General features: G+C 68.7%; 20 protein-coding genes. 7 read left to right on the forward strand and 13 right to left on the reverse strand.

Translation table 11 applies throughout. From position 1 onward, the window contains the following. Positions 1–15 precede the first annotated feature (15 nt). Positions 16–207, reverse strand: a complete 192-nt coding sequence (locus ACEYYA_RS07385) for a PLDc N-terminal domain-containing protein (RefSeq protein WP_374799158.1) — start codon at positions 205–207, stop codon at positions 16–18. Positions 208–285: 78 nt separating this feature from the next. Between ACEYYA_RS07385 and ACEYYA_RS07390 the strand changes: the two genes are divergently transcribed. Next, positions 286–855: a lipocalin family protein gene (locus ACEYYA_RS07390; RefSeq protein ID WP_374799160.1), complete on the forward strand. Its 570-nt coding sequence runs from the start codon at positions 286–288 to the stop codon at positions 853–855. Here the strand turns inward: ACEYYA_RS07390 and hslU are convergent. The 3 genes from hslU to hslV form a co-directional block, all read right to left on the reverse strand. Next, positions 852–2,156 carry an ATP-dependent protease ATPase subunit HslU gene (gene hslU, locus ACEYYA_RS07395; protein WP_374799161.1) on the reverse strand — a complete coding sequence of 435 codons (1,305 nt, stop codon included), beginning with the start codon at positions 2,154–2,156 and terminating at the stop codon, positions 852–854. The genes ACEYYA_RS07390 and hslU overlap by 4 nt on opposite strands. Before the next feature lie 2 nt (positions 2,157–2,158). After that, positions 2,159–3,235, reverse strand: a complete 1,077-nt coding sequence (locus tag ACEYYA_RS07400; RefSeq protein ID WP_374799163.1) for a hypothetical protein — start codon at positions 3,233–3,235, stop codon at positions 2,159–2,161. 71 nt (positions 3,236–3,306) lie between these two features. Then, entirely contained in the window at positions 3,307–3,876 is a 570-nt protein-coding gene (gene hslV, locus ACEYYA_RS07405) for an ATP-dependent protease subunit HslV (protein ID WP_374799165.1), read from the reverse strand. Between the two features lie 121 nt (positions 3,877–3,997). On the opposite strand from hslV, the gene ACEYYA_RS07410 reads away from it, so the two are divergent. After that, on the forward strand, positions 3,998–4,897 hold the full coding sequence (locus ACEYYA_RS07410; protein WP_374799167.1) for a hypothetical protein: 900 nt from the start codon (positions 3,998–4,000) through the stop codon (positions 4,895–4,897). Between the two features lie 44 nt (positions 4,898–4,941). On the opposite strand, the gene trxA is transcribed toward ACEYYA_RS07410, so the two are convergent. The 7 genes from trxA to regB form a co-directional block, all read right to left on the reverse strand. Then, positions 4,942–5,268: a thioredoxin gene (trxA, locus tag ACEYYA_RS07415; protein WP_374799169.1), complete on the reverse strand. Its 327-nt coding sequence runs from the start codon at positions 5,266–5,268 to the stop codon at positions 4,942–4,944. A 59-nt stretch (positions 5,269–5,327) separates the two neighbouring features. Beyond that, positions 5,328–8,753, reverse strand: coding sequence for a double-strand break repair helicase AddA (addA, locus tag ACEYYA_RS07420; RefSeq protein WP_374799171.1), 3,426 nt, complete (start codon positions 8,751–8,753; stop codon positions 5,328–5,330). Next, positions 8,750–11,701 carry a double-strand break repair protein AddB gene (gene addB / locus ACEYYA_RS07425; protein WP_374799173.1) on the reverse strand — a complete coding sequence of 984 codons (2,952 nt, stop codon included), beginning with the start codon at positions 11,699–11,701 and terminating at the stop codon, positions 8,750–8,752. The genes addA and addB overlap by 4 nt, the downstream gene beginning before the upstream one ends. Next, a complete protein-coding gene (locus tag ACEYYA_RS07430; protein ID WP_374799175.1) occupies positions 11,698–12,387 on the reverse strand; it encodes a nucleotidyltransferase family protein in 690 nt (229 codons plus the stop codon). Before ACEYYA_RS07430 ends, addB begins: the two co-directional genes overlap by 4 nt. Further along, entirely contained in the window at positions 12,363–14,255 is a 1,893-nt protein-coding gene (gene tsaE, locus ACEYYA_RS07435) for a tRNA (adenosine(37)-N6)-threonylcarbamoyltransferase complex ATPase subunit type 1 TsaE (RefSeq protein WP_374799177.1), read from the reverse strand. Before tsaE ends, ACEYYA_RS07430 begins: the two co-directional genes overlap by 25 nt. Before the next feature lie 179 nt (positions 14,256–14,434). Beyond that, positions 14,435–16,129: a PAS-domain containing protein gene (locus ACEYYA_RS07440; RefSeq protein WP_374799179.1), complete on the reverse strand. Its 1,695-nt coding sequence runs from the start codon at positions 16,127–16,129 to the stop codon at positions 14,435–14,437. Between the two features lie 76 nt (positions 16,130–16,205). Continuing rightward, positions 16,206–17,582, reverse strand: a complete 1,377-nt coding sequence (gene regB, locus ACEYYA_RS07445) for a sensor histidine kinase RegB (RefSeq protein WP_374799181.1) — start codon at positions 17,580–17,582, stop codon at positions 16,206–16,208. A gap of 167 nt (positions 17,583–17,749) precedes the next feature. Between regB and ACEYYA_RS07450 the strand changes: the two genes are divergently transcribed. The 3 genes from ACEYYA_RS07450 (at position 17,750) to ACEYYA_RS07460 (ending at position 19,392) form a co-directional block, all read left to right on the forward strand. Next, positions 17,750–18,382, forward strand: coding sequence for an SCO family protein (locus tag ACEYYA_RS07450; RefSeq protein WP_374799183.1), 633 nt, complete (start codon positions 17,750–17,752; stop codon positions 18,380–18,382). Between the two features lie 64 nt (positions 18,383–18,446). Next, positions 18,447–19,001, forward strand: coding sequence for an ActR/PrrA/RegA family redox response regulator transcription factor (locus tag ACEYYA_RS07455; RefSeq protein ID WP_374799185.1), 555 nt, complete (start codon positions 18,447–18,449; stop codon positions 18,999–19,001). Positions 19,002–19,074: 73 nt separating this feature from the next. Continuing rightward, the gene (locus ACEYYA_RS07460; RefSeq protein WP_374799187.1) at positions 19,075–19,392 is read left to right on the forward strand and encodes an H-NS histone family protein; all 318 of its coding nucleotides are present in this window, start codon (positions 19,075–19,077) and stop codon (positions 19,390–19,392) included. Here the strand turns inward: ACEYYA_RS07460 and ACEYYA_RS07465 are convergent, their stop codons facing one another. After that, the gene (locus ACEYYA_RS07465; RefSeq protein ID WP_374799188.1) at positions 19,393–20,037 is read right to left on the reverse strand and encodes an HD domain-containing protein; all 645 of its coding nucleotides are present in this window, start codon (positions 20,035–20,037) and stop codon (positions 19,393–19,395) included. It lies immediately after the preceding gene. 181 nt (positions 20,038–20,218) lie between these two features. Here ACEYYA_RS07465 and ACEYYA_RS07470 point away from each other — a divergent pair, with 181 nt between their 5' ends. Continuing rightward, a complete protein-coding gene (locus ACEYYA_RS07470; protein ID WP_374799190.1) occupies positions 20,219–20,560 on the forward strand; it encodes a DUF2853 family protein in 342 nt (113 codons plus the stop codon). Here ACEYYA_RS07470 and ACEYYA_RS07475 read toward each other — a convergent pair. Then, complete coding sequence (locus ACEYYA_RS07475; RefSeq protein ID WP_374799192.1) at positions 20,551–21,177, reverse strand: enoyl-CoA hydratase/isomerase family protein; 627 nt, start codon at positions 21,175–21,177, stop codon at positions 20,551–20,553. The two genes, ACEYYA_RS07470 and ACEYYA_RS07475, sit on opposite strands and share 10 nt — an antisense overlap. Positions 21,178–21,285: 108 nt before the next feature. Here ACEYYA_RS07475 and ACEYYA_RS07480 point away from each other — a divergent pair, with 108 nt between their 5' ends. Continuing rightward, entirely contained in the window at positions 21,286–22,935 is a 1,650-nt protein-coding gene (locus ACEYYA_RS07480; protein ID WP_374799194.1) for a DUF2125 domain-containing protein, read from the forward strand. Positions 22,936–22,940: the final 5 nt, after the last annotated feature.

The following is a 22,940-nucleotide window of genomic DNA, read 5'->3' on the forward strand; positions in this document are numbered from 1 at the left end:
GTCAGCTTTTGCGGCTTAGCGCCGGGCGACCGCCATCTTGGGGCCGAACAGGAACCAGGCGATGAAGCCGATCACCGGCAGCAGCACGATAATCGCGATCCACATGAGCTTGCGCCCGCCGGTCGCGTCGGAATTGATGACCGAGGCAATGGCGATCACATCCAGAACGAACAGGATGGCGCCGAACAGCCAGCTAATCAGACCCATGGAACTTTCGCCTTTCATCGCGGTTTTGCGGTCAACGTCGCCAACCGGCGCGGGTTCCCATCGTCAAGGTTGCTTTTCATGTCCGCCCGTCTTGTCACGTCTGCCCGTCTTGCCCTGTCCGTCGTTGCGCTTGGCCTGCTGGCCGCCTGTTCCACCTCGGCGCCCATCGGGATCACCCCGGTCACCGGCTTTCAGATCGACCGCTACCTGGGCACCTGGCATGAGATCGCACGGCTGGACCACCGCTTTGAACGCGGCATGACCCATGTCACCGCGACCTATGCCCTGAACCCGAACGGCACGGTGGCGGTGAACAACCAGGGACTTAAGCCCGGCTGCGAATGGGATCAGGCGCTTGGCCGCGCACGGTTTCTGGGTGATCCCGGCACCGCCAGCCTGGGGGTGACCTTCTTCTGGCCGTTCGAGGGCGGCTACCACGTTTTCGCGCTGGACCCCGACTATCGCTGGGCGATGATTTCCGGCCCCGATCGCGGCTATTTCTGGCTGCTGGCGCGCGATCCGCAGATGGACCCGGCGCTGCGCGACCGGCTGCTGGCCCAGGCCGAACAGGCCGGATTTGACCGCAAGGCGATGATCATCGTCGATCAGGGGCCGACCGACTGCCCGGCCCCCGACGCCGCGCGTTAAAGCACATAGCGCGACAGGTCGGCCGAGGCCGCCAGGTCGCCCAGATGCTTATCGACAAACCCCGCATCGACCGTGACGGTATCGCCGCCACGGTCGGGCGCGGTGAAGGACAGATCCTCGAACACCCGTTCCATCACCGTATACAGCCGGCGCGCGCCGATGTTTTCGACGCTGCGGTTCACCTCGGCGGCGATCCGGGCCAGGGCGGCGATGCCGTCATCGGTGAACGTCACGGCGACCTGTTCGGTGCCCATCAGCGCCTGATACTGGCGGGTCAAGGCGTTGTCGGTCTCGGTCAGGATGCGGATGAAATCGGCCTCGGTCAGCGGACGCAGTTCGACGCGAATCGGCAGGCGGCCCTGCAATTCCGGCAGCAGGTCGCTGGGCTTGGCGACGTGGAACGCGCCCGAGGCGATGAACAGGATGTGGTCGGTTTTCACCGGCCCGTATTTGGTGCTGACGGTCGTGCCCTCGATCAGCGGCAGCAGGTCGCGCTGCACCCCCTCACGGCTCACATCGGCGCCACGGGTTTCGGCGCGGGCCGCCACCTTGTCGATTTCGTCGATGAAGACGATGCCGTTCTGCTGCACCGAGTCAATCGCGGCGGCCTTGACAGCCTCGTCGTCCAGCAGCTTGTCGGCTTCCTCCTGGATCAGGATGTCATAGCTTTCGGCCACGGTCATGCGCTTGCGGGTGCGTCGCGCGCCAAAGGCCTTGCCGAAGAAATCCTGAAGGCCCTGCATCTGCGCCTCCATGCCCGGCATGTTGGCACCCATGCCGGGCATGGCGGGCATGGGCTCGGCCACGTCGATCTCGATCATGGTGTCGTCCAGATCGCCGCGCTTCAGCTTGTCGCGGAACATCTTCAACGTCGCCTCGCGCGCGCCGTCACCGGCGATGGCGGCCAGCACGCGATCTTCGGCAGCACGATGGGCGCGGGCCTTGACCTCATCCCGCATCCGTTCGCGGGTTTCGACGATGGCGGCATCGGCCAGATCGCGGATGATCTGTTCGACATCGCGGCCGACATAGCCGACCTCGGTGAACTTCGTCGCCTCGACCTTGATGAAGGGGGCGCGGGCCAGACGGGCCAGACGGCGGCTGATCTCGGTCTTGCCGACGCCCGTGGGGCCGATCATCAGGATGTTCTTGGGGTAAACCTCATCGCGCAGGTCATCGGGCAATTGCTTGCGCCGCCAGCGGTTGCGCAGCGCCACGGCCACCGCGCGCTTGGCATCGGCCTGCCCGATGATGAAGCGGTCAAGCTCGCTGACGATCTCGCGGGGGGTCAGGTCGGACATGGTTACCTCGTGTATGGGGGAAGGCGGTGCTTGCCCGGAAAGTCCGGCAAGGCCCGCAACAGCGCACCGCGCAGGGCCACCCACCAGGTGCCGATCACGGTGATCAGACCGCCCAGCAGGATCAGGATGGCCGCGTTGCGCAGCAGCGGGTTTTCAGTCGCGTCGATGAACCAGTAAAGGACGAAGGCGATATAGATGATGCCTGCCGTCAGGAAGGATCGCCGGTCGATGATCAGCGCCAGCAGGGTGATCAGCACCAGGGCGGCGGCGGTGGCCAGCATCCCGGCATTGCCGCCGATGTTCATCAGCGTGATCGCGGCGGTGTTCACCAATGCTGGGGCGGCCAGAAGATGCAGCCAGAAAGCGGTGGCCGAGGCCCGCCCGATCCGGTGCGGATCACGCAGGTCGAACCACATCGCCCCGGCAAAGGCCAGCACGCCAAAGCCCAGCGTCGACCAGGCGAAGGCGGAATTGCCGCGCAGATCCAGCAAGTTGCTGCCCTGACCATACAGCGCCACATCGACCAGCGCCGTCTCGGTGGCTGTCGCGCCATAAATCGCGATCAGTCCGAACCCCGCCAGCACGGCCATAGAAAACGGCAGGCGGAAGCGGCGGAACCACAGCGCCACGGCAGCGACCGCAACCAGGGCGGGAAAGGTCAGCGCCAGTCGCGGGTTCAGATCGACCCGAAGGGCAATTGCGACCCCCGACAGGAACACCCCGATCCCATAGGCCAGCACCAGCACCATCGACGGCAGGTTCATCCGCCGGTGCAGCGTGAAATAGCGCGCCAGCCACCAGGCCGCGACCGCCCAGATCGCCGGCAGGCCGATCAGCACCGACGGCCCCGCCGCCACGCCCAGCACCATCGACAGGCCGACGAACAGGATCACCAGCCCGACCGACACGAAGATTTCCGAAAAGCCACGGAAGAACTCGAACGGTTCGTCCTCGGCAGTCATGCTGTGGCGCTGCCCGGCGCGGGCCTGGGCCAGGGTCAGAACCCGGCTCGCCTGCGCCTCGGTCAGGTGACCGGCGGCCACGGCGGCGCGCAGATCGGTGTCATTCAGATTGGTCATCGGCCCTCCCGGCCCCGACTGCGGATGAGTATTTGGGCAAAGAGGAATGCAGCTTCCGCTTTGCCCGATCCTCAGGCGGCTGTGCCACCTGCCAGCGTTTCGACCGTCAGGCGGCCATTGGTATAGACACAGATATCGGCGGCGATCGCCATCGCCTTGCGGGCGATGGTTTCGGCATCCTGATCGGTTTCCATCAGCCCGCGCGCGGCGGCCAGGGCGTAATTGCCGCCCGACCCGATGGCGGCGACATCATGTTCGGGCTCCAGCACGTCGCCGGCACCGGTGATGACATAAAGCTGGTCGCCATCGGTGACGATCAGCATCGCCTCGAGGTTGCGCAGATATTTGTCCATGCGCCAGTCCTTTGCCAGTTCGACACAGGCGCGCTGCAACTGGCCGGGGGCGGATTCCAGCTTTTTCTCAAGCCGTTCCAGCAGGGTAAAGGCATCTGCCGTCGATCCGGCGAAACCGGCGATCACCTCATGCCCGCCGGGGCGCAGGCGGCGCACCTTGCGGGCGCTGCCCTTGATGACCGTCTGGCCCAAGCTGACCTGGCCGTCGCCCGCGATCACCACCTGACCGCCCTTGCGCACGCCGATGATCGTTGTGCCGTGCCAACCGGGAAACTTGTCTTCTGCCATCTGGCCCCTCATTCCTTTGCGATCAGATATGAGGGGCGCGTGCCCGTGGTGCAAGGCAAAGGCCGCGCTTGACCGGCGCGGTGGCGCTGATAGCGTGCCGTGCATGGATGATGTGCGCCGTTTGACGATTTACCTGGATGACGCAAGCCTGGCCCAACATCAGGCCGGGCAACACAATTTTTTCGCGCGGCTGACGGCGGCCCTGCGCGCCCGCGACTGGCGGGTGGATGCGCTGCCCGCCTCACCTGAGACGCGCGCCGCCGCGCCCGATCAGCCCGGCTATGCGCTGTTTCACATGGATGAGCCGACGCATGACCGCGCCCTGACCTGTCGGCGCGCCTATGTCGGGGCGTTCTGGCGGATCGAGGCAACGGGGCGCCGGTGGGATTGGCCGGTGGCCAAGGCGCAGTTCGACCCCGCTGCGATCGACGCCGCCGCCGCGCAGGGGTTCGCGCGCGGCTGGCGCAAGCGGCTGTTTGACGATCCGCAGGTGCCGCCGCCCAGCGATCTGGTGCTGATCGCTCTGCAAGGGCGGCTCGACCAGCAGCGCAGCTTTCAGTCGACCTCGCCCATCGCAATGATCGAGACGACGGCCCGCCATTTCCCGGATCGCCCGCTGCTGGCGACGCTGCACCCCAATGAGGTCCATACCGAAGCCGAGCGCAGCGCGCTCGATCAGTTGGCCACGACCTTTCCCAACCTGCGCATTCGCAAGGGCGGCAGCGATGCCGCGCTGCGCCAGGCCGGGCTGGTGGTGACGCAAAACAGCGCCACCGCCTTTCGCGGCTTTTTCCTGCATCGCCCGGCGCTTTTGTTCGGTGAGGTCGATTTTCACCACATCGCGGCATCGGTGCCGCGCGACGGGTTGGACCGTGCGGTTCAGGCGGCGCGGCAGCGCAGGCCCTCGTTCGACCGCTATCTGTTCTGGTTCCTGCGCCAGCAGGCGATCAATGCCCATGCGCCCGATACCGACGATCAGATCATCGCGGCGCTTTCCCGCCACGGCTGGCCAGTTGCATGAAAAAGGGGCGCCAGGCGCCCCTTTCCGGTCTGCATCTGGCGCGATCAGATCGCGCTGTCGATCCAGCTTTTCAGCGCGGCCTTGGGCGCGGCGCCGATCTTGTTCGACACGACCTGGCCGTCCTTGAACAGGAACAGCGCCGGGATGCCGCGCACGCCCAGAACCGCCGGGCTTTCCGGGTTCTCGTCGACGTTGACCTTGACGATCTTGACCTTGCCCGCATATTCGCTGGCCAGTTCCTCAAGCGAGGGGCCGATCTGCCGGCAGGGGCCGCACCATTCGGCCCAGAAATCGACGACGACGGGGATCGGGGATTGGCGCACTTCGGCGTCGAAAGTGGCGTCCGAAACGGCGACGGTGGCTCCGGCCATGGGTGGTCTCCTGCAAATGGCGTGGTCAGGGGGCAAGGTAGGGTCGCCCCCCGCGCGCGTCAAGCCAACCGCCCCGGCGCCGCTGCGGCAAAGGCCCGCGCCGCTAGATCGGCAGGCACCGGCATCAGCAGCCCGGTCGCCGTCCACAGGATCGCCAGTTCGACCGCGCGCCCCGGATAAATCTGCGTGACCGCCGCATGATAGGCCCCCAACTGCCGCAGCAGGCCGTCGGGGATGTCGTCAGCGGTGGCGGGCACTGCGGCGTTCGATTTGTAATCGACGATCCGCAGCCGATCGGCGGTGATCGACAGCCGGTCGATACTGCCGATCAGCGGCCCGGCACCGGGCCAGGGCGGGGGCGCGGCAATGTCGACCTCGGTCAGCACCTCGGCACCCGGCAGGTCCAGATCGGCGCGCGCCAGAATCGCCTGCGCGCGCGCCAGTTCTTCAGGCGTGGCCTCCAGCGCGGCGGCAAGGCTTGCGGGATCGGCCGCGCCGGGCAGCAGGTCCAGCAGCCGGTGCAGCCGATCCCCGGCCTGCATCGCCTGGGCGCGGATCAGTTCGGCCCCCGGTCCAGGCAGGTCCGAGGCCCCCGGCGCATCGGTTTCCGCCCGCACCATGGCCTTGGCCCCGCCAAGGCCCGTCGCGGTGACCGGCTGCGGGCCGGGCACGGGGGGCGGCGCGGGCGTCAGCGCCCAGTGGGGCAAAGGGTCGGCGGGCGCGGGCGCAGGAACGACGACGCCCCCCGAGGGGCCAAGCGCCGCAGCGCCAAGCGTCTGTGGCCAATCTCCATGCGCCAGCCGCAGCACCGGGCCGGGCAGGTCATCGCCCGCCGGATCGGCGCAGGATGCGGCGCCACAGCGCGCCAGACCGGCGGCGACATCGGCGTGCCAACTGGGCGCCGCCGCATCGCCTGCCGCCGCGACGATCAGCCAGCTTTCCGCCCGCGTCATCGCCACATACAGCAGCCGGGCGCGTTCATGGTGCTCGGCCAGGCTCGCGTCCTCGGCCAGCGTCGTCATCGCTGGCGGGCGGTCGGGCTGGGCAGCACGCCACAGCAGCGGGCCGCCGTCAGACACCGGCATCAGTTGCGGCGGCGCGCGTTCGGTCTTGGGCTTGGCGGTGTCGGGCATGATGACGATCGGCGCCTCAAGCCCCTTGGCGCCGTGGACGGTCATCACCCGGATGGCGTGGCCCGCCCCCTCCATCTGCCGCTTGACCTGCACGTCATCGGCATCCAGCCAGACCAGGAAACCGGTCAGGCTGGGCACCTCGGCGCGTTCATAGGCCAAAGCCTGCGCCAACAGCACGTCGATCCCATCTTCGGCCTCGGGACCAAGGCGCGCCAGCAGGCGTTCGCGGCCCCGGTGGCGGGTCAGCAGCCGGTCGATCACCTCATGCGGGCGCAGGAAATCGGCGCGGTCGCGCAGGTCGTTCAGCAGCGCCAGCGCCGGGCTGTCACCGGCGTTGCGCAGCGCCTCCCACAGGGTTGCAGGGCGGGGCTGGGCCAGGGCGAACAGCTCGGCCTCGGTCCAGCCGATCAGGGGTGAGCGCAGCACCTCGGCCAAGGCAAGGTCGTCATCGGGCGTCGCCAGCACCGACAGTGCCGCGCGAATGTCGCGCACGGCGATTTCGGCCGCCAGCTTCAGCCGGTCGGCCCCGGCCACGGCCAGCCCGGCGGCCTTGCATTCGGCGATGATGGCGCCGAACAGATCGGACCTTCGCTGCACCAGGATCAGCACGTCGCCTTCGGTGATCGGGCGCGGCGGATCGGCGGGACCACGGCCCGGCACCTGTTCGCGGTTGTCGATCATCGCCCGGATGCGGGCCGCGATCAGCCGCGCCAGTTCGATCGCCGGGCGGTCCGGGGCCTTCAGGTCGACCGGATCATCGTAATCGCGGATCTTTTCGGCATCATCGCCCACAATCGCAGGCCACAGATCGACCCGGCCCGGATGATCGCCGTGAAAGGCGATGTGATGCGGCGCACCGCCCAGACCGGCGGCGGCTTCGGCAAAGGTCGCGTCGACCGCCGTCAGGATCGCGGGTGAGGATCGGAACGAATGGGCCAGCGTCAGATCCTGCATCGGCTGCCCCGCGGCGGCAAAGGCCTCCAGAAAGGCGGCGCGGCGGCGGTCGAACTCGGTCAGGTCGGCACCCTGAAAGGAATAGATCGACTGCTTGCGGTCGCCCACGACAAACAGCGTGGGCGGGCGACGGCGCGCGCCCTCGCCCGCTGTGAACTCGCCGGTCAGCCGGTCGATCACCTGCCACTGGCCGGGGCTGGTGTCCTGCGCCTCGTCGACCAGCACGTGATCAATGCCGCCATCCAGCCGGAACAGCACCCAATCGGCAACCGAGGGGTCGGTCAAGAGCCGCCCGGCATGGGTGATCAGATCGTCGAAATCCAGCCAGCCGCGCGCCATCTTGGCGGCGCGGTAGCGGGCGAGGAAGGCGCGGGCAAAGCGGTGCAGGATAAGGCTGCGTTCCGCCGTCAGCAGCCCCAGGCGGCGCGGCCGGGCGGCCTCGACCCGCGCCATCAGGTCGTTCAGGCGGTCCAGGACCGCGGGTGGCAGCGCCTTTTGGCTGGCCTTGGTCGGCACCGCGCCGATCTTGGCGGTGAACGGCCCGGCCTTCGCTTTTGCGCCGTAAAGCAAGGCCCCTTCCAGCGCGGGCAGGGCCGTCAGGCCAAGGGGCATGGGCAGACCGGACAGCAGATCGGACAGCTTTCGATCATTCCCGCCCGCCGCCGCCAGCACCGGGATCAGCGCCGCGAACAGGTCGGCCTCGGCCCCCAGGAACACTTCGGCGGTCAGCCGCGCGGCGTCGTAGCCGGGCAGCAGGTCCAGCGCCGCGCGCAGATCATCGGGCGCCGGATCCGCCGACAACACCGCGGCATGGCGGATGATCGCGCCGGTCAGGCCGTCGATCGCATCGCCGCCAAAGATCGTCGCCAGATCGTCCAGCACGGCGCGGTCATCGCCGCTGGCCATGTCCTCAAGAATGTCGGCGGCCAGCAGGCGGGCAGTGCGGTCGTCCATCTCGGTGAACTGATGCGGCACCCCGGCCTCCAGCGGAAAGCGCCGCAAGAGGCCCGCGCAAAAGGCGTGGATCGTCTGGATCTTCAGCCCGCCCGGCGTTTCGATGGCGCGCGCGAACAGGCGGCGGGCACGCGCCAGAGCCGCGTCGTCGGGGGCCTCCTCACCCAGGGCCAGCAGCGCCTGGGTCAGATCGGCGGCAGGCAGCATCGCCCATTCGCCCAGCCGCCGCAGCAGGCGGTTCTGCATCTCGGCGGCGGCGGCCTTGGTATAGGTCAGGCACAGGATGCGCGCCGGATCGGCGCCGTTCAGCAAAAGCCGCGCCACGCGGTCGGTCAGCACGCGGGTCTTGCCCGACCCCGCATTGGCGGTCAGCCAGGTGGACCGGCCGGGATGCGCGGCCCGTACCTGGGCCAGGGTGGCGGCGTCAAAGGCGGGCTGGGTCATGGCATGTCCTGCGGCACGGGGTCATCGGCCAGCGACCATTCGCCAAAGCGCGACAGGTGATCGTAATCGCTGCGGTCGGTCAGCCGGTGCATGGCGCGGCGCGCGGTATAGCCCTGCGCCGGGTCGTCATAGGCCGCGATCAGCGCCGCCAACTGATCCCCGATGCGGTCCAGCGTGTCGTGATCGACGGGCAAGGCCACCTCGCGCGCGTCGCCGCCCAGGCGGATATAGCGCAGGTCGCTGACGTCGCGCGGGCCATCCAGCGCGGCAAAGGCCCCGGCGCGGGCCATCACCGCCTCAAGCAGAAGCTGCCGGTCATAGGCCAGCGCCTGCGTTTCCGACGGCGGTGTGCCGGATTTGTAGTCAAAGATCGCCGCCGTACCATCGTTCAGCAGGTCGATCCGGTCGGGCCGTGCGGTCAGGGTGAAATCCAGCGCGGGCAGCACCATTCGACCCTGCGCCTCGGCCTCCAGATGCGATGCCGCGATCAGCGGGCGACGCGCGGCCTCGGCGGCGATCAGCGCATCGGCGAAACCGGCAACGCGCGCCAGCCAGAACCGGCGCTGCGCGGGCCAGGGAACGGTCGCCTCGAACACTGCCTCCGCCTGGTTCAGCAGGCGGGCGCGGGCCTGCGCCGGGGTCTCATCCCCGTCGGGACGCTGCGCGATGAACGCCTCGATCACGTCATGCAGAGCGGTGCCGCGCAGCGCCGCATCGGGCGAAGGCCGGATCGGGTCCAGCGGGCGCAGGCGCAGGATGCGGCGGGCGTAGATCGCATAGGGGTCGCGCAGCAGCCGGGCGATGTCGGTGACCGGCAGTTCGCGCGGCCGCAGCGCCGCCCCCGGCCGGGGCGAGGGGCGCGGCGCGGGCTGGCGCACCGCCACCGGCAGATCGTCGCGCGGCAGATCCAGCCGCGCGGCCAGATCCAGCCAGACCTGACCCCGCGCCCGCGCCTGCGCCAGCACCTGCGGGCCTCCCCGATCCGGCAGCCCACCCAGCAGGTTCGCGATCCGCGACACCCAGCGGGATGGCACCATCTCGGCCTCGTCATCGCGGCGGGCATGGCTGATGACCACGCGCGGCGCGTTCACCGCTTGCTGGAAATCATGCGCCTGAAGGCCGATGCGCCGTTCCGGCAGCAGCAGCCCCGCCTGCATCCGCATCGGCCGCGAGAGCCAAGGGTCGGGCGCGGGCGCGGCGGGCCAACTGCCTTCGGTCAGCCCGCCCAGAATGACCAGATCGGCGGTGATCGCGCGGGCCTCTTGTGTGCCCAGGAACTGCACCTGCGGATGCACGCCGATCACCGGCGGCACCCGCAGGCCGGTCAGCAGGCCGCCCAGCAGATCGGCGAAATCGGGGGCCGACATCGCGCCGCCATGCGCGGCCTCGGCGGTCAGGCCGTCCAGAACGGCACGGGCGGCGCGGCCATCGGCCTGATCCCACAGCGCGGTTTCGCCCATCGGGCCGCCACCGATCAGCGCCAAGGCCGCGTCAAGCCGGGCGACCCAATCGGGCAAGGGCGCGGCCTCGGGTGGCTGGTTTAGCGCGGCGCAGACCTGGCTCAGCCACTCCGCCCAGGCCACCGCCACCGGATCGCCGCGCCGCGCGGCCCATGCGGTCAGCGCCGCGCCCTCGGGGAAGGCGGGGCCGCGACGGCGCAGATGCAGTTCCAGCGCGCGGGTCAGCCGCAGGTGATCGCCGCGCGCCGCGCCCGCCGCCGTCAGCGGATGCTTGAGAATCACCAGCAGCGTCTCGATCCCCACCCGGCGACCGAAAGCGGCGGCGACATGGCGGATCAGGCGGCCCGGCGCGGTCTGGGGCAGCGGCTCACCGGCGCTGTCATCGGGGCGGATGCCCCAGCGATCCAGCGCAGCGGCGACCCGCCGCGTCAGCACCCGGTCGGGGCTGATCAGCGCCGCCTGCTGCCCCGCATTGACCGCATCGCGCAGGATCAGCGCAATCGCCCCGGCCTCGGATCGCGGGTCGGGGGCGTCGATCAGCGTGACCCCGGCCATGGCGGCGGCCAGATCGGGCAGGTGCGGCCCCTCGTCCAGCCATTGATCGGTGACCGGTGCCGGGCGCAGCGCCATCGACACCAGCGCCGCGCGCTCGGGCACGGGCGCCCCTGCCCCCAGCCATCGGCCCACCTGCGACGGGCGCAGGCCGAGCGACTGCAACAGCGGGCGAAAACGGTATTGCGGGTGATCCTCGGCTGGGGTGGGATCGCCGTCCAGCGCCTCCCAGACCGCATCGGGAAGGTCGGTGTCGAAACCCGGCAGCACCACCGTGCCACCCGCCAGTCCGGCAATCGCCACCATCAGATCGCGCGTCGCCCCGCGCGACCCGGTAGAGCCTGCGATCACCACCGGATTTTCGGGCGGGCGGCGCTGCCATTCGGCGATCTGCCAGGCGACGGCGCGGGCCTGACGCGCGGCGGCATCGGGGGCGGCGCCATCGTCGAAATAGGGCGCGATCAGGTTCAGGAACCGCAGGCTGCGATCCCAATGCGCGGCGTGGCCTTCGACCTCGATGGCGGCCAGGCGGTCGGGGGTCACGCCCTCGGTCTGCATCTCGGCCAAGAGCGCCGCCAGGCTGTCGGCAAGCGCGTGAACCGAGGTGCCCGCCGCCATATCCGCCTGTCCCGCCGTCAGCCGCGCGACCAGTTGCGCCAGCTCCAACCGGCGGCGCAGGGAGGGCACAGCGGGCGGGAACGGCAGGCGCGGATCGGCGCCCAGATCGGTGACCAGCCGCAGGCGCGGCAGAAAGCCCGCGCCCGCCTCGGCGAAGGCTGTCCGCACCGACCGCATCATCCGACCGGCATTCAGGATCAGCGTGACGCGCGCCATCGCCTCGGGCGGCTGATCGGCCATCGCGGCAATCAGGCCACGCACCAGAAGCCGGGCGAAATCGGCACCGGGCGGCAGCGCATGGACGCCGGGCGGGATCATGGCGCGCCGCCCGCCAGGAGCGCCTCGGCCAGCGGGATCGACTGGGGCTGGCCGACATCGCACCAGCCGCCGGGATGGATCAGGCCGAACATCCGGCCCCGTGCGATCATCCGGTTCCACAGCAGGTTCAGCGAAAAGGCGTCCTGATCGATCAGCGCCAGATCGGCGGGGTCGATGGCCTGCGCGCCGGTATAGACAAAGGGGCCGGGGCGGGTGATCCGGCCCTGATCATCCAGCGCGAAATCGCCGCTGCCGCGATGGCCGGTGGCGCGGTCCAGCGGCACCAGCGCGACCAGCGCCCCCATGCCGGGCCGCCAGGCCGTGCGCAGCGCCGCCAGCACATTCGGCCCGGTCCAGACCGCATCGGTGTTCAGCGTCAGCACCGGCCCCGCACCCAGCAAGGGCAGAGCCTTGCGCAGGCCGCCCCCGGTTTCCAGCAGCTTGTCGGTTTCATCCGAAATCGCCACATCACGCCCGGCCAGATGCGCGCGGATCTGATCGGGAAGGTAGTGGACATTGGCCACAACGCGCGGCAGGCCCGCGCCCTGCGCCAGATCCAGCGCGTGATCCAGCAGGCAGCGCCCGCCGACCGGGATCAGCGGCTTGGGCCGGGTCGCGGTCAGCGCGCCCATGCGGGTGCCAAGCCCGGCGGCAAACAGCATCAGCGCATCGGGTGTTGTCCGCATTCGGCCCTCATCTGATCCAGTCGGTCATCGGTCGGCGCGGGCAGGTGGGCGGCCACGACCCGCGCCAGATCGGCCAGCGCCGGATGCGCCAGGTTGCGCTGGACATATCCCCAGACGCGCGGCAGCAGCGCGACATAACCGGCCTTGCCGCCTGCCCGGCACAGTCGCGCGAACACCCCCAGAATGCGGAGGTTCCGCTGCGCCGCGACCAGCGCATAGGCAGCGGCAAAGCGGTCGGGATCGGCCCCGGTCAGGGCGGCATAATGCGCGCGCTCGGCGGCCTCGATGGCGGGCGGCACGTCGCGCCGCGCGTCCTGCAGGGCCGAGGCAAGATCATAGGCCGGATGCGCCAGAACCGCGTCCTGATAATCCAGAAGGCCAAGCGCGGCGGAGCCGGGGCGATCCATCAGAATGATATTTTCAGCGTGAAAGTCGCGCAGCGCCAGCACCATGGCGCCGTCCAGAAGCCGGTCGGCGGCGGCGCGGATCGCGGCCTCAAGCGCGTCGGCGGCGGGGCTGGTGCCGGGGGCACTGTCGCCGGGCTGCGCGGTGGCATACCAATCGACGGCGATGCGGGTCATCTGCCCCAGCGCCTCGGGCGTCAGGACGGTCAGACCGTCGGGCGGGGCGTGGCGGTGCAGATCGGCCAGGAGCAATGTCAACGCGCGATAGGCCGCCGGCTCGGACAGGGGCTGCGCCGGGGGCGTGGTTCGCGGCACTGCCGGATCGTCGGGCGGCATTCGGTCCGGTTCACCGCCGGGCAGATCGGCATTCACAATGCCGCATTGGGGCCGGTCGGGATGTGGGAACAGCCGCCCGGCGCGCGCCGCCTGCGCGGTAGGGTGAAGGTTACTGGTTACGGCACCGTCGGGTGCTGCCAAAGGTTCGCCAGTGCCCTTCGCTGCGCCCTCCGCTGCGGCGTCGGCCTTGTCGCCGTCATGGCACGGTTCGTTGGGGCGGTTGGCGCCCGTCCCGGTGCGGTCAGGTTCGCCAGCGCCTTTCCACACAGTGTCAGCCTGGTCACCGTCGTGGCTCTGGTCGGTCGGCTGCGGCTGGGGCAGCCGCGCCAGCTCGTGCGCCAGCAGGCGGTCGCCCAGATCCTCAAGCAGGATCAGACCGGTTTCGGGGTCTGCGGCCAGAACCTCGGGCGCGCTGTAGCCGTGGCCGCGCAGCCAGTCGGTCATCCGCAGGAAGGGCGCGGGTGATCCGCAGGTGCCGGGCGGGGCGTCCATCAGGATCGCGCGGCGGCCATCGTCTCGCCACAGCCGCAGATAGCGCCGGGCCGAGGCATCGGCAGCCAGCGGCTGACGGGCGGCGTCACCCCAGTGATGACGCGCCAGAAAGGCGCTGATCTGCACCGACCGCGCCACGGCCACCGCCGCCACCCCCAGCATGGGCGCCCAGCGGGCCGGGCCAACCAGCCGGGCACGGCGACCAGGCAGCGCGGCGCCCGCCGATTCGACGACCGTCAGATCAACGTGCAGCGCCTCGGGCGGTGTCCCATCGCCTAGTCGGTCAGGCCATTCGATCAGGCAGATCGCCTGCCCCATCGCCTGATCCAGCCCCAGTTCGGCAACCTCGTCCGGGCCGGTCAGGCGATAAAGGTCGGCGTGCCAGATCTCATCCGCCGCAGCCTGATAGGTCTGCACAAGGGTAAAGGTCGGCGAGGGGATATCCTCGGCTTGGCCGTGCCGGGCCAGCCGCGCTGCGATCAGGGCGCGGGCGAGGTGCGATTTCCCAGCCCCGACCGGGCCGTTCAAAAGCAGCGTATCCCCCGGTCGCAGCCATGGCTCGATCGCCAGGGCCAGCGCATCGCTGGCGGCGGGGTCGGGCAAAGCCAGGGTCAGGTCAACGGGGGCGCAGCTCATGCCCCGTCTTAGCGCCCCGCCCCGCCTGAGGGAAGGCCGACGGACCTTGCCACCCGCCCGCCGCCGCCAGCCGCCGCCGCACTGCCATCGCCCCCGGCAGCCGCGCCGACCTCGCGCTATCCGTCCCGCCACCGCGGTCGCGCCCTGCCCTCCGCGCTCCGCCCTTGGCGCGAGGTCGTTCAGGCTGTCGTCTGCGGTCGCATCACCATCGCGGGTGAGCGGAAGGGAAAGCCCGGCGCCGCCTCGGCAAAGCCAGCGGATGCCAGGGCTGTGTCGGCCAAGGCCGCATCTGGCTTGGCGATGTCGGGCTGCGCAAGGGCTTCAGGTGCGGGCGACGGGGCCTGGACGCGACGGCGGGCCACGGCCGCCATCGCGCGGGCCTGGCGCGCGGCGGCGCCCATCGGCGGGGTCGCGGCGGGCAGCGGCGTCAGCTGCACCAGCAACATGCCGCCCGCAATCGGCCCGGCCTGCGCGGTCACTTGCCGATGACCGGGAAACGTCAGCACCCCGTGCCAATTGGCATGGGCGCCGATCGCCGCCCCAAGTGCGTCGCGCGCGTCAGGCTGCGCGCAATCGGCCAAGACCGCCCATTGCGCGTGATCGCCCGCCAATGCGGGGACGAGGGCGCGCGCCGCCGCATTGGCGGTCACCACGCCTCCCTCGCGTGAAATCACGCACAGCGGCAGGTCAAGATGATCCAGAATCTCGCGGCCCAGGTCGATCTCGGCCCGGAACTGGCGGGTCAGGCGCATCGCTGTCGAGATATCCTCGATCAGGAAGGCGATGGCGCCCCCCGGATGCGGGCGACCGGTCACGCGATAGGTCTGCCCGCCCGGCAGCGACCAGGTTTCGCAGTGATAGCCCGCCGCCGCTGCCGCCTCGAGCGTGACAAGCCGCTGGCGCCAACCGCGATAATCCTTGGGTTCGGGCATCATCCGCGCCTCGCGCAGGCGGTCGAGGAAGTCCTCGAAGCTGGGCCGTGCAGACAGGAAGGCGGCCCCCAGCGTGGTCAGATCGGTCAGCGCCGGGTTGAACACCTGCAAGCGGCGCTGACGGTCAAAGACGGCCAGGCCGATGGGCAGATCGGCGAAGGTCTTGGACAGCGTTTGCACAAACTCGCGCAGTTGCCCCTCGGCGCGGACGGCGGCATCGGCGGGTATGGCAAACCGCAGCCGGTCGCCGGTATCGGGACCGTCGTGCAGATCGAACCAGCGGCCCTTTGCCGCGGTGTCGCCAAGTGCCTGCTGGCGGGGCATGGCCTGGGCGTCGAAGGGCGCGAACAGCGTGGGCAAGGGCCAGGGATGGGCGTCATCCGGCCCCAGAACCAGCGCGCGATAGGCGGCGTTGGCCCAGATTACCTGACCCTGACCGGTTTCGCGCCAGGACAGGATCGGCGCAGCCTCGATCATCGTGCGCAGCCGGTCGGTGTCGTCATCCTGGGCCAGCCGCGCCAGATCGGCGGCGGGCTGCGCGCCGACAGCCGTCAGCGTGACGCGCAAGCGGTCATCGCGCCGGTCGAGGTTCAGGCGCAGCCGCGCGGCCCCACCGGCATCAGCCCCCACGAACACCTGCGCGCCCTGCCCCGCACCGCCCAGATCGGCCAGGGCCTGCGGAAAGCGCGGCGCCAGATAGGCAACCAGCCGCGACCAGTCCGAGGCCGCCGGCGGCAGCCCCCCCAGCAGATCCAGCGCCGCGGGCGTGGCGTCGATCAGACGGTCGCCCTCAAACAGAAAGACGGTCTGACGGGCCGCCGCCTCGGCCTCGGCCTGGGCGCGGTTATGGCGCAATCGGATGCGCGCCAGAAGTTGCGGTATCACCGCCATGACCAGCGCCGTCATCACGATCAGCCCGGCCAGCACCCAGTTTTGTGCCATGATTCGCCCCGGTTATATGTCTGTCCCGGTCGGACACTGGCCGATCAAGGGTTAAGACGGGGTTAACCGGGGACGGTTATTCGGGCATGGAGGGGTTGCGGCCCAAGCCACCGGGGGGCGGCGCGGCCTCAATCCGGTTGCGCGGCCAGACCAGTTCGACCACCGCGCCGGTCCGGCCCTGGTTCTCGGCATCGGTCAGGAACGGATCGGCGGCATTGGCAAAGCGCAGCCGCGCGCCGCTGCGTTCCAGCAACGTCTTGGCAATGAACAGGCCCAGGCCCATGCCGTCATAGCCCGGCCGTTCGCTGCCGCGCCGCTGACCCAGAAACGGATAGCCGATCTGCGACAGGATCTGCGGCGGAAAGCCCGGACCGTCATCGGTGATGCGCAGCCGCAACTGGCTGTCGGTCCAGTCGCTGTCGATCCAGACATGGCCGCGCGCGAAATCGACCGCGTTCTGAATCAGGTTGCGCAGGCCATGGATCAATTCGGGCATCCGCTGAACGATCAGCCCGCCGTCTCCATGCTCTTGAAACGAAACGGTAATACCGGCGCGGCGGGCCTGATGCGGCTCGGCGGCTTCGGCCAGCAGCGCGGCCAGAGGGGCGTGGCGCAGGTGCAGATCGTCGCGGCCGATGCGGCCCATGTCGCGCAGGATGGCGCTGCATCGGTCGGCCTCGGACCGGATCAGCGCGGCATCCTGCGCCAGATCGGGATGATCCGGCGCGACCCGGCGCAGGTCGCTGGCCAGTTCGGCACTGGCCAGCTTGATCGTGGCCAGCGGGGTGCCCAGCTCATGCGCGGCGGCGGCCACCACGCCGCCCAGATCGCACAGCCGTTGTTCGCGCGACAAGGCAAGCTGGGTGGCGAACAACGCCTGCTCCATCGCCTGCATCTCGACCGCGACACGGCGCGCGTAAAGGCCAAGGAAGACGACGCCGATCACCACCGCCAGCCAATGCCCGAAGGCCACTTCGGCGGGCATGGCGATCACCCCGCCATCGCGCAAAGCCATCGGCGGCGCCCAGATCGCCAGGGCGGTGACCAGAACCACCGTCAGCGCGCCCAAAGCGACCGTCTGCCGACTGCGCAGCGCGGTCGCGGCAATCGTCACCGGCGCCAGCACCAGCAGCGCAAAGGGATTGTGCATCCCGCCGGTCAGCCCCAGCAGCACCACCAGTTGCACCGTATCAAGGACCAGCATGGCCAGCGCCTCGGATTCCGAAAGGCGGCGGCGGGCGGGATACAGCGCCATGATCGCCAGATTGGCCGCCATCAGCACGCCGACGGCGATCAGGCTGGGCCACAGGTGGATGTCGATGTCAAACCGGTGCCAGGCCACCAGCAGCGCCGCCGACTGCCCGATGGCCGCCGTCCAGCGCAGCAGGATCAGCGTGCGCAGGCGGATCCGTTCGCCGCTTAGCACGGGCTGCAAGTCATCGGTCGCTGTCATTTCTGTCACGCTGCGGGGCGCCCCGCGAAAGATAGGCGCCGGATGCGACAATTCGCGCCCCGAATTCGCGCCCCGACAGGGATTGATAGATGCTGCCGGGCAGGCGATCAATATGTGGGCCGAAATGCCGCAGTTGGCGGATCGGCCGCAGCCGGAAAGGAACCGCCATGACGCTGACCCCTCGCACCGCCGCGATTGCCGCCACCGCGCTTGCGCTGATCGGATTGGGGGCGGGCTGGTGGGCCGTCAACCGGGGCGGCGCCAGCGCCGATGCCTTTGCGCAATGCCGCCAGGGGGTCGTGTCGGGCGGCGGCGCGATCGGCGGGCCGTTCACACTGGTCGATGAAAACGGAAAGACCGTCACCGATCAGGAAGTGTTTACCAAGCCCAGCCTGCTGTATTTCGGTTACACATTCTGCCCCGATGTCTGCCCGCTGGACAGTGCCCGCAATGCCGAAGCCGCGACCCTGCTTGAGGAAAAAGGCATGGATGTGACGCCGGTGTTCATCTCGGTCGACCCCGCGCGCGACACGCCCGAGGTGGTGCGCGATTTCACTGATGCGCTGCATCCGAAAATGATCGGCCTGACCGGCAGCCCCGAACAGGTGGCCGCCGCCAGCCGCGCCTATCGCACCTATTACAAGGCGCAAAGCCCGGATGACGATTATTATCTGGTCGATCATTCGACGCAGACCTATCTGGTGCTTCCGAAAACCGGCTTTGTCGAGTTTTTCAACCGCGACGTCAGCCCGCAGCAGATGGCCGACCGGGTGGAATGCTTCGTCAAGGCGGCCTCCTGACGGGGGACGATTTGACCTTGCTCGCCATGCTGCCTAGATTGGCGCAAAGCCATCCGAGGACATGATGACCGACAGCGCCCAAACCGACCTAGGCCCAGATCGCAGCCTGCTGTTGGTCGATGATGATGCGGTGTTCGTGCAGCGCCTGGCCAAGGCGATGGAAAAGCGTGGTTTTCAGACGCGCACCGCGGAAAGCGTGGCGGATGGCAAGGCCGCCGTCAGCGCCGCGCCCCCGGCCTATGCGGTGATCGACCTGCGGCTTGAGGACGGCAACGGCCTTGACGTGGTCGAGGCCCTGCGCGAGCGCCGCCCCGATGCGCGCATTATCGTGCTGACCGGATATGGCGCGATTGCGACCGCCGTGGCGGCGGTCAAATTGGGCGCGACGGATTATCTGTCGAAACCTGCCGATGCAGATGACATCATGAATGCGCTGCTGGTGCGTGGCGAAACGCTGCCGCCGCCGCCGGAAAATCCGATGTCGGCCGATCGGGTTCGCTGGGAACATATCCAGCGCGTCTATGAACAATGTGATCGCAATGTCAGCGAAACCGCCCGGCGGCTTTCGATGCATCGCCGGACATTGCAGCGCATTCTGTCAAAGCGCAGTCCGCGTTAACCATTTTCGGTTGCCTTGCATTTTCGGGCCGGCTGGTATTATCTGCCGGCAATGACCATTTTGGGGACCGGAAATGAACCTGAATCTTGACGATCTGTCGCTGTCCGAATTGCGCGAATTGCGCGGCCGGATCGACCGCGCCATTGCCTCGTTCGAGGATCGCAAGCGCCGTGAGGCGCTGACCCGGCTTGAGGAAAAGGCCCGCGAACTGGGCTATAGCCTGGCCGATCTGACCGGCGCCGGGCGCAAGCGTCGCGCCAACGCGCCGCGTGCGGCGAAATATGCCAATCCGGCCAATCCGTCGGAAACCTGGTCAGGCCGTGGCCGTCGCCCCGCCTGGGTGAATGAGGCCCTGGCCGCCGGCAAGGGCCTGGACGATCTGACGGTGTAATCAGCCCTTTTGCTGGCCGTCGATGGCGGCCAGCAGATCCGCATGGCGGGCGATGTAATCGGCCCGCACCTGCGCCGGCGGACGCAGGGCGATCGCCATCCCATCAACCAGCCCCGTCGGGGGCTGGGTGAACAGCCGGTCGGCCTCGGCCTGCGAAAAGCCCGCGATGGCGGTCGCCTCCATCCAGGCCGAGATGCCATCGGCGCGCTTGATCGCGGCCTTGATCGGCGCGGGGATCTGCGCGGGCAGGCCAAAGCGGCGGTGGATCGCTGCCGTCAGCCGCTGATCCAGCGCCGCATATCCCGCCCCGACCGCCGCCTTGACCGGGCTGATCATGTCGCCGATCACATATTCAGGCGCGTCATGCAGCAGCGCCGCCAATTGCCAGACCGGCCCGCAATCGGGATTGGCGCGGGTAAAGATCCGCTCCACCAGCAGCGAATGTTCGGCCACCGAATAGGGCCAGTCGCCCTGCGTCTGCCCGTTCCAGCGTGCGACGAATGCCAGCCCATGCGCGATGTCGGCGACCTCGATATCCATCGGCGTGGGATCCAGCAGATCCAGCCTGCGCCCCGACAGCATCCTTTGCCAGGCGCGGGGCGCGGCAGTGCGGGGCGTTCGGCGGGGTTTAAGCGGCTGTGACATGGCCGCGACATAGACCGACCGCCCCCGCCTGTGAACCCGCTCCGTGGAACCGGGTGGCGATTTTCCCCCCGGTTTTGCGCCGCTGCCGCGATCTGCCACATTGTCATGCGATTAAACTGGGTTAATCTGCCTGGGCCTGTTGCGGTCTTGCGCGGGCGCATCAACGACAGTGGAGACGGACATGGGCAAGCGCGACGAGCTGATCGCAAAATACGCAGCCGATCTGAAGGACAAATGCGGCATGACGCCGGATATGGACCTTTTGACCAAAGTGACCATCGGCTGCGGCCCGGCGATCTATCGCAGCGATGCCGAGCTGGTGGCCGCCAGCCAGCAATCCGAACTGGACACGATCAAGCAGAACTTCCTGATCAAGAAGCTGGGCCTGAAGGACGGACCCGAGCTGGACGCCGGCATCGACGCCGCGATCGAGACCTATGGCCGGTCGAACCGGTCGAAGTTCCGCCCGGTGCTTTACTACCTGCTGGTCAAGCATTTCGGACGTGAATCGGTCTACGCCTGATCCGCGATCATCGCCTTGATCCGCGCGGCATGGCCCGGGGGCGCCGCGCGGACAGCCTCGGTCAGGCTGGCGACGGCCTGGCCCAGATCGCCCTCGGGGACGATGCGGTCGATCAGGCCCCAGGACAGGGCCTCCTCCGCGCCGATCTTCTGCCCCGCCATCAGGATCATCGCGCTGCGTGACCGGCCGATCAGCGCCGCCATCCGCCGCGGGTCAGATGGCTGCGGCAGAAAGCCAAGCCGCATCACCGGGTAAAAGAACGCGGCCCCCGGCACGGCGATGCGCAGATCGCAGGCCAGCATCATCCCCAACGCGCCGCCCGCGCAGGTGCCGTTCAGCGCCGCAATGGTCAGGCAGGGCAGCGCCGCGACCGCCGCCGACAGCCGTTCCCAGACGGCATCGGTGGCCAACCCGGCCCGCGCCTGATCCAGATCGGCCCCAGCCGAAAACACCCGCCCCACGCCGGTCAGCACAAAGGCGCGCAGGTCGGGATCGGTGGCGGCCTGGCGTGCGGCGGTCTCGACGGCCTCCAGCATGTCGCGGGTCAGCGAATTGGCCTTGTCGGGGCGGTTCAGCGTCACCGTCGTGACACCTTGGTCGGTTGTGATGACGATCATGTCACTGCCCCCCGTGATCGTGGAACTTGGCGCGTCAGTGACGATGTGGCACAACTGGAATGGCCTTGACCAGATGGTCGCGGGGCAAGCGGAAAAAGAGGTATTGGAATGACGATGCGGATGCGGTTGACCGCCGGGGTGGCGGCTTTTGCGTTGATGGGCGGCACCGCCTGGGCCGATGTTACCCCCGAACAGGTCTGGCAGTCTTGGCTGGACTATTACAAGGCCAGCGGCGTGACCGTGACCGAAGGCGCGCGCAGCCAGCAAGGCGATACCCTGCTGCTGACCGATGTCGTCATGGAATCCTCCGCCCCCGTGAACTCGCCCGAGGACGGCAAGGCCACCATCACCCTGCCGCAGATCAGCCTGCGCGACATGGGCGATGGTCGGGTGGAGGTGACCATGGCCGAGACCTCGGACTTTGTGTTCACCGGCGAGAATGCCGAAGGCAAACCGACCGAGGCCAAGGGCAAGCTGGTGCAGTCGGGCATGACCTCGGTCGTTTCGGGTCGGCCCGAGATGATGAATTACGACGTCAAGATGCCGACCGTCACGCTTTCGATCGATGAGGTGGCCGAGGATGGCAAGCCGGTGCCGATGGGACTGACCGCGACGCTGACCGACACGACCGGCACCTATGTGATGGATCAGGCCAGCGGCCAAAAGGTCGTCGCGGCGCTGAAATCCAAGGGCGCGTCGGTGGCGATGAAGGGCGAAGACCCCGACAGTGACGGCACCTTCGACCTGAACTGGACGCTGACCGACCTGGCGATGGACAGCACCACGCTGCTGCCCGCGGGCGTCAACGCCGAAGATCTGAACGCCGCGCTTCACGCCGGGATGGATGTGCAGGGCACCATGACCTATGGCCCGGGCACCATCACCGCGACCTTTGCCGGAAAGAATGAGGATGGCAGCGACAACAACGGCAGCCTGAACGGCACCGACAATGGCGGCAGCGGCAGCTTTCAGATGTCGCAGGCGGGCATGAACTATGACCTGCAAAGCAACGGCGGCAAGGCCACGCTGACGATGGCCAGCCTGCCCTTCCCGATGGAATATGGTGTGGGGAAGGCAGTGATGGGCCTGACCATGCCGCTGGTGAAATCCGACACCGCCGCGCCCTATGGGGTCCGGTTCGGGATGACCGGGCTGACCTTCTCGGACGGGCTGTGGGCAATGTTCGACCCCGAACAGAAGCTGCCGCGGGATCCGATCAATCTGGACATCAACCTGGCCGGTCTGACCAAGCTGACCGCCGATCTTTTCGATCCGGCGACGATGGCGCCCGAAAACGGCGATGTGCCGTTTGATCCGCAGACGCTGGACATCAAGTCGCTGGCGATCAGCGCCGTTGGGGCCAGCCTGACCGCGAATGGCGCGCTGAAGTTCCTGCCTGCGCCCACGCCGCCCGCGACCGAGGGGATGGAAGGCATGGACGGCATGTCGGGCATGGACGGCATGTCGGGCGACGCTGGCACCAAGAACACGCCGGACGCCACCGATCCCGAGGCAGCCGAGCCTGATATGGCCGAACAGGGCGTCCTGCCGGTCGGCACGATCGAGGCCCGCGCCACCGGTGTTGACGCGCTGCTGGATAATCTGGTCGCCATGGGCTTTGTCCCGGAAGATCAGGTGGCGGGCTTCCGCATGATGCTGGCGCTGTTCGCGACCGCCGATGGCAAGGGTGGCCTGACCTCGAAGGTCGAGTTCCGCGAAGACGGCGGCATCTATGCCAACGATCAGCGCATCCAGTAACGCGG

Origin of the sequence: Paracoccus zhouxuedongae (assembly GCF_041927815.1) — a bacterium.
In the GTDB taxonomy this organism is placed as follows: domain Bacteria; phylum Pseudomonadota; class Alphaproteobacteria; order Rhodobacterales; family Rhodobacteraceae; genus Paracoccus.

Excerpts from the sequence above, each read along its gene's own strand:
- ACEYYA_RS07475 (WP_374799192.1), bottom strand. The coding sequence starts at position 21,177 with ATGATCGTCATCACAACCGACCAAGGTGTCACGACGGTGACGCTGAAC.
- tsaE (WP_374799177.1), bottom strand. The coding sequence starts at position 14,255 with ATGAGCTGCGCCCCCGTTGACCTGACCCTGGCTTTGCCCGACCCCGCC.
- ACEYYA_RS07430 (WP_374799175.1), bottom strand. The coding sequence starts at position 12,387 with ATGCGGACAACACCCGATGCGCTGATGCTGTTTGCCGCCGGGCTTGGC.
- trxA (WP_374799169.1), bottom strand. The coding sequence starts at position 5,268 with ATGGCCGGAGCCACCGTCGCCGTTTCGGACGCCACTTTCGACGCCGAA.
- ACEYYA_RS07455 (WP_374799185.1), top strand. The coding sequence starts at position 18,447 with ATGACCGACAGCGCCCAAACCGACCTAGGCCCAGATCGCAGCCTGCTG.
- regB (WP_374799181.1), bottom strand. The coding sequence starts at position 17,582 with ATGACAGCGACCGATGACTTGCAGCCCGTGCTAAGCGGCGAACGGATC.
- ACEYYA_RS07470 (WP_374799190.1), top strand. The coding sequence starts at position 20,219 with ATGGGCAAGCGCGACGAGCTGATCGCAAAATACGCAGCCGATCTGAAG.
- ACEYYA_RS07480 (WP_374799194.1), top strand. The coding sequence starts at position 21,286 with ATGACGATGCGGATGCGGTTGACCGCCGGGGTGGCGGCTTTTGCGTTG.
- addA (WP_374799171.1), bottom strand. The coding sequence starts at position 8,753 with ATGACCCAGCCCGCCTTTGACGCCGCCACCCTGGCCCAGGTACGGGCC.
- ACEYYA_RS07440 (WP_374799179.1), bottom strand. The coding sequence starts at position 16,129 with ATGGCACAAAACTGGGTGCTGGCCGGGCTGATCGTGATGACGGCGCTG.
- ACEYYA_RS07460 (WP_374799187.1), top strand. The coding sequence starts at position 19,075 with ATGAACCTGAATCTTGACGATCTGTCGCTGTCCGAATTGCGCGAATTG.
- ACEYYA_RS07400 (WP_374799163.1), bottom strand. The coding sequence starts at position 3,235 with ATGACCAATCTGAATGACACCGATCTGCGCGCCGCCGTGGCCGCCGGT.
- ACEYYA_RS07385 (WP_374799158.1), bottom strand. The coding sequence starts at position 207 with ATGGGTCTGATTAGCTGGCTGTTCGGCGCCATCCTGTTCGTTCTGGAT.
- hslV (WP_374799165.1), bottom strand. The coding sequence starts at position 3,876 with ATGGCAGAAGACAAGTTTCCCGGTTGGCACGGCACAACGATCATCGGC.
- ACEYYA_RS07390 (WP_374799160.1), top strand. The coding sequence starts at position 286 with ATGTCCGCCCGTCTTGTCACGTCTGCCCGTCTTGCCCTGTCCGTCGTT.
- ACEYYA_RS07450 (WP_374799183.1), top strand. The coding sequence starts at position 17,750 with ATGACGCTGACCCCTCGCACCGCCGCGATTGCCGCCACCGCGCTTGCG.
- addB (WP_374799173.1), bottom strand. The coding sequence starts at position 11,701 with ATGATCCCGCCCGGCGTCCATGCGCTGCCGCCCGGTGCCGATTTCGCC.
- hslU (WP_374799161.1), bottom strand. The coding sequence starts at position 2,156 with ATGTCCGACCTGACCCCCCGCGAGATCGTCAGCGAGCTTGACCGCTTC.
- ACEYYA_RS07465 (WP_374799188.1), bottom strand. The coding sequence starts at position 20,037 with ATGTCACAGCCGCTTAAACCCCGCCGAACGCCCCGCACTGCCGCGCCC.